We start from the raw sequence: 9,761 nt of genomic DNA on the forward strand, positions 1-9,761 counted from the left end.
GGTGTTCGTCGCGCACGGCCGCCAGGACCCGGTGGTGCCCTTCGGCGCCGGCGAGGACGCCGCGCACCGCCTGCGCGCGCTGGGCTTCGAAGTGGACTTCCACGCCTACCCGATGCAGCACCAGGTCTGCTCCCCGGAAATCGACGCACTGCGCAGCTGGTTCGACCGCCGCCTGGTGGCTGGTTCAGGTGCCGACCGCGCCCCCTCTTCCACGGGCCCCCGGTAACGCTACTATCGGTGTCGGGGGGGTATCGCGGGAGGGGTTCCGTGGAAATGTTGAACGTGGTGATCGCCGACGACGAACCGTTGGCCCGCGACCGGCTGCGCGTGCTGCTAGAAGAGCAGCCGGGCATCCGCGTCGTGGCGACGGCGTCGGACGGCGCGCAGGCCCTGCTGGCCTGCGCCGAGCAGCACCCGGACCTGGTGCTGCTGGATGTGTCGATGCCGGGCATGGACGGGCTGGAAACGGCGCGGCACCTCGCTGCGAGTGAACCGCGCCCGGCCGTGATCTTCTGCACCGCCTACGATGCGCACGCGGTCTCGGCGTTCGAGGCCGAGGCGCTCGACTACCTGGTGAAACCGGTGCGTCCGGAGCGGCTCGCCGCTGCGCTCGAACGCGTTCGGCGGCTCACCTCGTCGCGCACCAACGGCGACGGCGCGACGCGCACGCGCACGCACCTGTGTGCGCGGCTTCGCGGTTCGCTTCGGCTGATCCCGGTCGACGACATCCACTACCTGCAGGCCGAGGAAAAGTACGTCGTGGTCCATCACGCGCGCGGCGAGGACCTCATCGAGGAATCGCTGCGCTCGCTCGAGGATGAATTCGGCGAACGTTTCGTGCGCATCCACCGCAATTGCCTGGTGGCGCGACACGAGCTCGTCGAACTCAAACGCAGCCCGGACGGGCACGTTCAGGCGGTGCTGCGCCACGGCCGGCAACCGCTCGAGGTCAGCCGCCGGTGCGTGGCCTCGCTGCGCGAAAGGCTCGCCCACCTGTGACCTCGCCACGCGACTCGGTGCCGCCGCCACCGCGGCGGCCCGATGCCGCGGACGCGGAAGCCGAAGCCGAGCGCCTCATGGCGGCCTATCGTTCGCAGCAGGGGGCGGACTGCGTGCATTCGCGCCGCGCAGGCAGCGCATCGCGCTGGCTGATCATCGGGGGCACGGCGTTGCTGGGCGCGGTGGTCGGCGCGATCGCAGGCGCTGCAGGCGGTTATGTCGTCGCCGGCGCGGTGCTTCTGGGCCTGGTGGGCGGTTTGCTGGCGATCGTGCAGCAGCGCCCGCGCTGACGGCTCGAGCGTTCCGCATCCCTGCGCAGCGGCAGCGTTGCGCCAGCGGCGCTGTCGTCGCCGGACGCCGCGGGTTGGGCCCTGCCGCGCGATCCGCGACAATCGCCGGATGACTGAAGCCTTCCCCGTGCCCGACGTCCTGCGCATCGCCACCCGCAAGAGCCCCCTCGCGCTATGGCAGAGCGAGCACGTCGCCGAGCGCCTGCGCGCTGCATATCCGGACATGCGGGTCGAACTGGTGCCGCTGAGCACGCGCGGCGACGAGGTGCTCGACCGCTCGCTGGCCGCGATCGGTGGCAAGGGCCTGTTCCTCAAGGAACTCGAGCTCGCGATGGAGCGCGGAGACGCCGACTGCGCCGTGCATTCGCTCAAGGACGTGCCGATGGAACTCGAGCCGGGTTTCGCACTGGCGGCCATCCTCGCGCGCGCCGACGCCGCCGACGCGTTCGTCAGCAGTCGCTATGCAGGCATCGACGACCTGCCGCGGGGCGCCGTCGTCGGGACGTCCTCGTTGCGTCGCCAGGCGCAGTTGCGCGCGCGCCGGCCGGACCTGCAGCTGCGTGACCTGCGCGGCAACGTCAACACGCGTCTCGCGAAACTCGACGCGGGGGAGTACGACGCGATCGTGCTGGCCTGCGCCGGCCTGCAGCGGCTCGGCTTCGACGACCGCATCCGTTCGCGGCTGGACGCACCCGCGTGGTTGCCCGCGCCGGCGCAGGGCGCGATCGCGATCGAATGCCGCAGCGACGACTTCGCCGCGCACGGTCTGTTCGGCGCGCTGGACGACCGCGACACCCGCGTGCGCGTGGAAGCCGAGCGCGCGATGAACCGCGCGCTGCACGGTTCCTGTCATGTGCCCGTCGCCGCGTTCGCCACGCTGTCGGGCGCGCAGCTGCATCTGCAGGGATTGGTGGGGTCGGCGATCGACGGCCGCTACGTGCGCGCTGATGCCCACGGCGATGCCGGCGATGCCGAGGCGCTGGGCCAGCGTGTCGCCACGGCGCTGCTGGCGCAGGGTGCGGCCGAGCTCATCGCGGGATCCGCCGACCCCGATACCGGGCCGTTCGTGTCCTGACGCCGCGTCGCCGCGTTGCTTGTCCGGCGCCCCGGACGCGGCTTCGTGGCGCGTCAGTAGTACAGCGATACCAGGTGTCGCGCCTGGGCGAAGAACAGCCAGCGTTCGACCAGCGCGCCGCCGAGCACAGACACGACAGCGATCGCGAGCGTTACCGTCGTTGCGGCCGGGACGAACAACGCCAGCACCATGCAGGCGACCGGCAGCGCCGCCACCAGCACCAGGGCGACCGTCCGCAGGCGCGTCGCATGCTTGCGCGCAAGCACGAAGACCATTTCGCGCGTCACGAAGTTGCCCTCGGTATGCGGGCGCTCGAACACGCGTACCTCGCGCGTCGGCAGGCCCACCGCGTCGCCGCGTGAAACGGGAAGCGGCGTCGTGTCGATCGCATGCCAGTAGCCGCGCTTGAGCAGTGCAGTGGCAACGACCAAGGCCATGGCGATGGGCAGTGCCGCGCGCACTGGCGTGGCCAGTGTCGCCTGCAACAGGAGCATCACGACGGCGCCCGTCATCAACGCGAACAGGAGATAGATGAGCGGCACCGACCGGTGCGTCCACGCCGGGATCGGCTTGAGCGACGCGTAGATCATCGCGGTGCAGTAGACCGTCGCCAGCGCGCAGGCAATGAGCAGCGCGGCGACGAGCATGCCCGCGGGCGACAGCGCGACGCGTGTACCCGCCGCGTTCGCTGACAGCATCCCGGGCAGCAGTGCCGCGCCGAGTGCGACCGCCGGCACGTACGTCACCACCGCCGCCACGCCCTCGCGCGACAGCCACGAGCTGCGCCACTGCGAGAACGCGCGCCATGCGCGCAAGGGCTTGCCGAGATGGCCGAGCGAGCAGATCAGGCCTGCCGTCGACGAGGCCAGCCCGAGCACGAGTGCGGCGAGCAACACGCGCGGCGATGCGCCGAACAGTGCGCCGACGCCGGCCCACGCGAACAGCCCGTAGCCCAGGCCCGAAAGGGTGGTGAAGAAGATGACGGAGAGCGCCGGATGCATGCGTGCCTCAGCGCGACAAAATGCGGTCGAGCCAGCGCAGCACCGGCGGCAACGTGGCGGTGTCGAGTGCTTCGGCAACCGGTTCCGTCGCCGTCGTGCGGCGCGGCCGCGGCGGCAGGTACTTGTTCACCGGCTTGTAGCCGAGTTCGGGCATGAGGTCGACACCGCCGCGTGCGGCGACCAGTTTCGACACCGCGGACTCCGGATCGCCGAGGTCGCCGAAATGCCGCGCGCGCGTCGGGCAGGCCTGCACGCAGGCGGGCTGGCGCTCGGCTTCGGCCAGGTTCTCGTTGTAGATCCGGTCGATGCAGAGCGTGCACTTCTTCATGACGCCTTCGACGCTGCTGTACTCGCGCGCGCCGTACGGGCAGGCCCACGAGCACAGCTTGCAGCCGATGCATTTGCTCTCGTCGACCAGCACGATGCCGTCCTCGGCGCGCTTGTAGCTGGCACCGGTCGGACACACGGTGACGCAGGCGGGCTCCTCGCAGTGCAGGCAGGAGCGCGGAAAGTGCAGCGTCATTGCCGGTTGCGCGGCCGCCTCGGCGAGGTTCATCGAACTGCAGCCGCGTGGTGCTGGCGACGCCGCGCTGGCCGCGGTCGCGTCAACAGGAGCTGCAGTTGCAGCGCCCGTAACCGGGCGGGCGCTGCCACGCGCTTCCGTTGCACCGCGGATCGCCAGGCGAGCCCCCGCGTCGCTACGCGCCGCGTCCATGCCGGCGGAGCGATCGAAATCACCGAGATGACCTGCATCGGCCATCGTCGTATCCGATTCGTTCGGGGGCGGAGGGCTCGAATCATCGACGAGGACCGCCGCCAGCTCATAGCTGTGCACGCGGTTGAACCAGACGCCGGTCGGATGCTTCCCGTAGGGCTTTTCATCCGGCAGCGGCGCCGAGAAGCCGCCGGCGTTCCACTCCTTGCAGGCGACCGCGCAGGCATGGCAACCCACGCAGGTGTCGAGGTCGATGACCAGACCCAGCTTTTTCGCTGAAGGCGGCGGCAGCATCGTCATCGACGCCGCCCTCCGCGCGCGAGCGCGACGCCGACGAGGAAGATCGCGAGCGGCAGCAGCAGGCTGGGCGCGAGCGCGTTAAGAAGGCCGCCCATGTCCTTGGCCTGCGATGTGTCGCCGAACGGCTCGACCACGCCGTAGCCGAGCAGGATGATGAGCAGGAAGCCGAGCGCGATGAGCGCATAGCCGATGATCTTTCGCGGCGTCATGAAGCCTCGCGCGTGTCGCGTTCGCGGCGGAACTCGGCACCGTAGCGGAGTGGAGGGTCGTCGGCGGGCGCGCCGGCGATCGGCGCGAACTGGGGCTGCGAAACGTCGTCGGTCTGCGTCGATGGCGCGATGCGCACGCGCAGGTCGAACCAGGCGGCCTGTCCGGTCACGGGGTCGGCGTTCGCGTAGTCGCCCTTCGGCGTGATGTCGGAGATCAGGTGGTTGAGCAGGAAACCCTTGGTGGCCTCCGGCGCGTCCTTCGGCAGCTTCCACGCGCCACGGCGCTTGCCGATCGCGTTCCACGTCCACACGGTGTCGGGCTGTACGTTCGACGCACTGCGCGCCTGCACGGTGATCGTGCCGTTGTGCGAGGTGACGTCGACCCAGTCCTCGTCCTTGATGCCGTAGCGGGCCGCCGTATCGGGGTGCAGGTAGAGATAGTTGCGCGTGGCGATCTGGCGCAGCCAGGCGTTCTGCGAATGCCATGCGTGGTACATGAACATCGGGCGTTGCGTGATCGCGCTGAGCGGGAAATCGCTGTCGGCCGCATCGAGGTTCTGCGCCTGCTCGAACGGCTCGTACCAGATCGGGAGCGGGTCAAAGTAAGTCGCGACGCGATCGCAGTGTTCGGGGGGCGGCACGTTCGGCCCGTGCCCCTGCGCCGCAAGCCGGAACTTCTGCAGCGTCTCCGAGTACAGCTGCAGCACGATCGGCTGCGGGCTGCCGAGGAAACCCATGGTCTGCCCCCAGTCGAGATAGCCGCGATTGGCCATCTTGAAGTAGCGCGCGTGTTCGGGGATCTCACTGCGCCAGAAGCCGTTGTTGGCGATGTAGGTATCGAGTTGCGCCGGATTCGGCGCGCCCTTGCCTTCGAGCGAGCCGTCCGCGCCGCGCCAGCCGGCGAGAAGGCCGACACCGGGTGCGCGCTCGTGGTGGATGATGTAGTCGGCGTAGTCGCGGTATTTCGGCGTGCCGTCGTCGTTGAGCAGGCCTGGAAAACCGAGCCGCGCGCCGAGGTCGACCAGCACGCTCTGGAAGCCGCGGATGTCGCGCGGACGGCCCTGCGCATCGAGCTGCGTAGCCGGGTCGAAGATCGGATGGCGGATCGCGTCGGCGGCGCCATCGGCGTCGGAGATCGGGCGATCGAGCAGGGAGATCGAATCGAATCGCTCGAGGTAGGTCGGGTCCGGAAACACCAGGTCGGCGTAGGCGACCATTTCGGATGAAAACGCATCGCAGTAGATGATGCGCGGGATGCGGTACTCGCCGGTCTCGTCCTTGTCGGTCAGCCAGCCGATCGTCTCGGCGATGTTCATCGACGAGTTCCAGCCCATGTTGGCCATGAACATCATCAGCGTGTCGATCTTGTACGGGTCACCGGCCCAGGCGTTGCGGATGACGGTGTGCATCATCCCGTGCGCGGCGAGCGGATAGCTCCACGAGAACGCGTGGTCGATGCGGCGCGGCGCACCGTTCTCGTCGACGACGAGGTCCTCCGGGCCGTGCACGAAACCGAGCGGCGCGGCATCCAGCACGCCGTTGGCCTGGCGCGTGCGTCCCGGACGGTTCGGCGGCGGGATCGGCTTGGGGAATGGCGGCTGGTAGCGGAACGAACCGGGTGTATCCACGGCGCCGAGCAGCAACTGCAGGGTGTGCAGCGCGCGGCAGGTGTGGAAGCCGTTGCTGTGCGCGCTGATGCCGCGCATCGCGTGCATCGACACCGGGCGGCCGACCATGTCCGCGTGCTCGCGGCCCCAGGCGTCCGTCCACGCGATCGGCAGGCGCAGCTCGTGGTCGAAAGCGTTCTCCGCGAGTTCGCGCGCGATGCGACGGATGGTGTCGGCGGGAATACCGCAACGTTCGGCGACGGCGTCCGGCGCGTACTGCGGATCCATGTAGCGTTCGGCGAGCAGGTGGAACGAGGGCACGGCGATGCGGCCGTCGGGCAACGCGTATTCGCCGACGACCGCGGGTTGCAGGTCGATCGCGTTGGCATCGAAAGTCGCGCCACGCGCGCGGTCGAAGCACAAGGGTCGGCCTTTGTCGTCGCGCGCGAACAGGCCGTCGTCGGCGGCGCCGGGGTCGCGGATCACCAGCCAGTGCGCGTTCGTGTAGCGCACGAGGTAGTCGAGGTCGATGCGGTCGGCGCGCAGCAGTTCGTGGATCAGCGCGAAGGCGAACAGGCCGTCGGTGCCGGGGCGGATGCCGATCCACTCGTCCGCGATCGCGCCGTAGCCGGTGCGCACGGGGTTGACGGACACGATCTTCGCGCCGCGCGCCTTGAGCGTGCCGAGGCCGAGCTTGATCGGATTGGAATCGTGGTCCTCGGCGACGCCCCAGAGCATCAGGTAGCGCGTGTGCTCCCAGTCGGGCTCGCCGAACTCCCAGAAGCTGCCGCCCACCGAATACAGCCCGCCCGCAGCCATGTTCACCGAGCAGAAGCCGCCATGCGCCGCGTAGTTGATGGTGCCGAACTGCTGCGCCCACCAGCCGGTCAGCGCCTGGCTCTGGTCGCGGCCGGTGAAGAAGGCCAGCTCATCGGGATTGCGTTCGCGGATGGGCGCCAGCCACGACGTGGCCAGGTCGAGCGCCTCCTCCCACGAGATCTCCTCGAACTCGCCCTTGCCGCGCTCGCCCACGCGCTTGAGCGGCCGCGAGAGCCGGGCCGGCGAGTAGTGCTGCATGATCCCGGCCGAGCCCTTGGCGCAGAGCACGCCCTTGTTGACCGGGTGCGCGGGGTTGCCTTGGATGTAGCGGATCCGGCCGTCCTGCAGCCAGACCTTGATTCCGCAGCGGCAGGCGCACATGTAACAGGTGGTGGTGCGGACCTCGTCACCCGGCGTGGGGGACGTGTCGATCACCGGTTCGGAAGGGCCTCGCATCGCGTCATTGTGCCCGACCGCCACGCCGGGCCGTGCCGCGGACGGCCCCTTTCACTTTCCTGCGCCCCCGCCGCGGCCACACTGCCGCTGCCCCACGGCCCTAGCCGCTGACGCGAGCCGGGTGCCATCCTTGGTGCAGAAGGCCCGCGAGACCCGAGACCGAATGGAACGCATCGAACGCATCAATTCCCTGCACCGCATCCTCAGCGCCTCGCGCTATCCGGTGACGGTGCAGCGCCTGCAGGAAGAGTTGCAGTGCTCGCGCGCGACGGTCTACCGCGACCTTGCGTACCTGCGCGACTACCTGATGGCGCCCGTCGTCGGCAATGGCGAGGCCGGCTTCCGTTACGACCACAGCGACGGCACGCGCTTCGAACTGCCGGGCCTGTGGCTGTCGTCGGAAGAGCTCTATTCGCTGCTCGCCGCGCAGCAGTTGCTGGTGCGCTCCGGCGGCGGCGTGCTGTCCAACGCGCTCGCGCCCCTGCAGCAGCGCATCGAGAAGCTGCTCGGCGAGCACGCCGGCGGCCGCCGCGTGCCGGTGGAGCGCATCCGTGTCATCCCGCACCGCCGACGCCGGCTGGACGAGGCGAGCTTCCGCAACGTCGCCACCGCAGTGCTCGATCGACGTCGGCTGTCGTTCGACTACCGCGCGCGCTCGACCGACGAGAAGACCCGTCGCACCGTGTCGCCGCAGCGCCTCACCCACTACCGCGAGAACTGGTATCTCGACTGCTGGGACCATGAGCGCGAGGCGCTGCGCAGTTTCTCGGTCGATCGCATCGTCAACGCCAAGGTGCAGGACGAGGCCGCGCGCGACGTGCCGGACGAGGAGCTCGATCGCCAGCTGTCGTCGAGCTACGGCATCTTCTCCGGCGCGCCCAAGGGGTGGGCGACCATCGTGTTCAGCCCGAAATCCGCGCGCTGGGTCGCCGACGAGCACTGGCATTCGCAGCAGCAGGGCCGCTTCCTGCCCGACGGCCGCTTCGAACTGAAGGTGCCCTACAGCACCGCGCGCGAGCTGCTGATGGATGTCATGCATTACGGCGCCGACGCCGAGATCATCGAACCGGCGGCGCTTCGCGAGCAGGCACGCACGCACCTGCAGCTCGCCCTGAGCAACTACGAGCGGTGACCCCCGTCCGCGAGGAACCGATCGCGCTGGTGCTCGGCGCCGGCGGCGCGCGTGGGCTCGCGCAGATCGGCGTGATCGAGGCGATGGAGGCCCGCGGCCTGCACATCGCGACGATCGCCGGCTCGTCCAGCGGCGCGCTGGTCGGTGGCTTCCAGGCCGCCGGGCGGCTGCCCGAACTGCGCGACTGGCTGTGCGGCCTGACCCGCACGCGAATGCTGCGCTACATCGATCCCTCGCTCGGTGGCGCGCTGGTCGGTGGACGGCGGCTGATGGAGGCGCTGCGCGAGCTGCTCGGCATCGTCTCGATCGAGTCGCTGGACGTCGACCTCACCATCGTCGCCGTCGACCTCATGCGCCAGCGCGAAGTCTGGCTGCGTCGCGGCGACCTGCTCGACGCCATCCGCGCCTCGATCGCGATCCCCGGCGTGTTCACCCCGCATCGCATCGCCGGCCGCGAGCTGGTGGATGGTGGCGTGCTGGCGCCGTTGCCGATCACCGCCACGCGGCTGTCGGCCGCGCATCGCCTGGTCGCCGTCGACATGCATGGCTGGCCGCAACTCAAGCCCACTGACATTCCGCTGCCGCCGTCCACGGCGCTGGCGGACGAAGAGGCGGGCACGCGCGGCGGGGAGATCGGCATGGTCGAGCTGATCGCGCGTGCGATCGACACCATGCAGGCGCAGGTCTCGCGCGTGCAGCTGGCGCTGGACCCGGCCGAGCTGGTGATCCGCATCCCGCGCGATGCCTGCCAGTTCTACGAATTCTGGCGCGCGCGGGAAATGATCGAGATCGGCCGCGGGCAGGCCGAGCTGGCGCTGGACGCCGCCGGCTACTGAGCCGCGCGCCGCCCGTCGGACGACTGCGGGAGGTCGCAGCCGGTGAGATGTGGCGCCGCGATGGTGGATGCCAGCCCACCTCGCCGAGTGCCGCCATGTCGAACCCGTCCCGCGCCACGCCGTCTCTCCTCGACCAGGTCCTGTGCACGGCGCTTGCCGTGGGGCTGGTGCTGGTCGCGCTGCTGCCCGGTGCGCGCGCGACGTCCGCGATCGGCTGGCTGCCGATGTGGCTGGTGGCGATGCCAGCGCTGGCGTGGTGGTCGTTGCACGGGTTCGCGCTTCCGGCGCGCGTGGGCGTGCAGGCCGCGGCGACTGCCGTCGC

The 9,761-nt window shown here is 69.9% G+C and carries 10 protein-coding genes and 1 pseudogene; 7 read left to right on the top strand and 4 right to left on the bottom strand.

Annotated features, from left to right (window positions below):
* The 4 genes from FW784_RS09550 to hemC form a co-directional block, all read left to right on the top strand.
* The coding region (locus FW784_RS09550; RefSeq protein WP_425481624.1) for an alpha/beta hydrolase at nt 1–226 on the top strand (226 nt) is incomplete at its 5' end.
* Between the two features lie 47 nt (nt 227–273).
* Nucleotides 274–999, top strand: coding sequence for a LytR/AlgR family response regulator transcription factor (locus tag FW784_RS09555; protein ID WP_187770759.1), 726 nt, complete (start codon nt 274–276; stop codon nt 997–999).
* Nucleotides 996–1,289 carry a hypothetical protein gene (locus FW784_RS09560; RefSeq protein ID WP_149353120.1) on the top strand — a complete coding sequence of 98 codons (294 nt, stop codon included), beginning with the start codon at nt 996–998 and terminating at the stop codon, nt 1,287–1,289. Before FW784_RS09555 ends, FW784_RS09560 begins: the two co-directional genes overlap by 4 nt.
* Nucleotides 1,290–1,398: 109 nt before the next feature.
* Entirely contained in the window at nt 1,399–2,364 is a 966-nt protein-coding gene (gene hemC / locus FW784_RS09565) for a hydroxymethylbilane synthase (RefSeq protein WP_149353121.1), read from the top strand.
* A gap of 53 nt (nt 2,365–2,417) precedes the next feature.
* Here the strand turns inward: hemC and FW784_RS09570 are convergent, their stop codons facing one another.
* The 4 genes from FW784_RS09570 to FW784_RS09585 are packed head-to-tail and all read right to left on the bottom strand — an operon-like array spanning nt 2,418 to nt 7,471.
* Nucleotides 2,418–3,365: a dimethyl sulfoxide reductase anchor subunit family protein gene (locus FW784_RS09570; protein ID WP_149353122.1), complete on the bottom strand. Its 948-nt coding sequence runs from the start codon at nt 3,363–3,365 to the stop codon at nt 2,418–2,420.
* A 7-nt stretch (nt 3,366–3,372) separates the two neighbouring features.
* On the bottom strand, nt 3,373–4,380 hold the full coding sequence (locus FW784_RS09575) for a 4Fe-4S dicluster domain-containing protein (protein WP_149353123.1): 1,008 nt from the start codon (nt 4,378–4,380) through the stop codon (nt 3,373–3,375).
* Nucleotides 4,377–4,589, bottom strand: coding sequence for a hypothetical protein (locus tag FW784_RS09580; RefSeq protein WP_149353124.1), 213 nt, complete (start codon nt 4,587–4,589; stop codon nt 4,377–4,379). The genes FW784_RS09575 and FW784_RS09580 overlap by 4 nt, the downstream gene beginning before the upstream one ends.
* Nucleotides 4,586–7,471, bottom strand: coding sequence for a molybdopterin oxidoreductase family protein (locus FW784_RS09585; protein ID WP_149353125.1), 2,886 nt, complete (start codon nt 7,469–7,471; stop codon nt 4,586–4,588). Before FW784_RS09585 ends, FW784_RS09580 begins: the two co-directional genes overlap by 4 nt.
* Before the next feature lie 163 nt (nt 7,472–7,634).
* On the opposite strand from FW784_RS09585, the gene FW784_RS09590 reads away from it, so the two are divergent.
* From FW784_RS09590 to FW784_RS09600, 3 genes and pseudogenes are all read left to right on the top strand, one after another.
* Nucleotides 7,635–8,603 carry a helix-turn-helix transcriptional regulator gene (locus FW784_RS09590; protein WP_149353126.1) on the top strand — a complete coding sequence of 323 codons (969 nt, stop codon included), beginning with the start codon at nt 7,635–7,637 and terminating at the stop codon, nt 8,601–8,603.
* The gene (locus FW784_RS09595; protein WP_149353127.1) at nt 8,600–9,439 is read left to right on the top strand and encodes a patatin-like phospholipase family protein; all 840 of its coding nucleotides are present in this window, start codon (nt 8,600–8,602) and stop codon (nt 9,437–9,439) included. Before FW784_RS09590 ends, FW784_RS09595 begins: the two co-directional genes overlap by 4 nt.
* 95 nt (nt 9,440–9,534) lie before the next feature.
* Nucleotides 9,535–9,761, top strand: a pseudogene (locus tag FW784_RS09600) (hypothetical protein); the annotation flags it as partial.

This window comes from Cognatilysobacter lacus (assembly GCF_008274655.1).
Taxonomy (GTDB): domain Bacteria; phylum Pseudomonadota; class Gammaproteobacteria; order Xanthomonadales; family Xanthomonadaceae; genus Cognatilysobacter; species Cognatilysobacter lacus.

Coding starts and splice junctions, on each gene's coding strand:
- FW784_RS09580 (WP_149353124.1), bottom strand. CDS start 4,589: ATGACGCCGCGAAAGATCATCGGCTATGCGCTCATCGCGCTCGGCTTC.
- FW784_RS09570 (WP_149353122.1), bottom strand. CDS start 3,365: ATGCATCCGGCGCTCTCCGTCATCTTCTTCACCACCCTTTCGGGCCTG.
- FW784_RS09585 (WP_149353125.1), bottom strand. CDS start 7,471: ATGCGAGGCCCTTCCGAACCGGTGATCGACACGTCCCCCACGCCGGGT.
- FW784_RS09590 (WP_149353126.1), top strand. CDS start 7,635: ATGGAACGCATCGAACGCATCAATTCCCTGCACCGCATCCTCAGCGCC.
- hemC (WP_149353121.1), top strand. CDS start 1,399: ATGACTGAAGCCTTCCCCGTGCCCGACGTCCTGCGCATCGCCACCCGC.
- FW784_RS09575 (WP_149353123.1), bottom strand. CDS start 4,380: ATGACGATGCTGCCGCCGCCTTCAGCGAAAAAGCTGGGTCTGGTCATC.
- FW784_RS09555 (WP_187770759.1), top strand. CDS start 274: ATGTTGAACGTGGTGATCGCCGACGACGAACCGTTGGCCCGCGACCGG.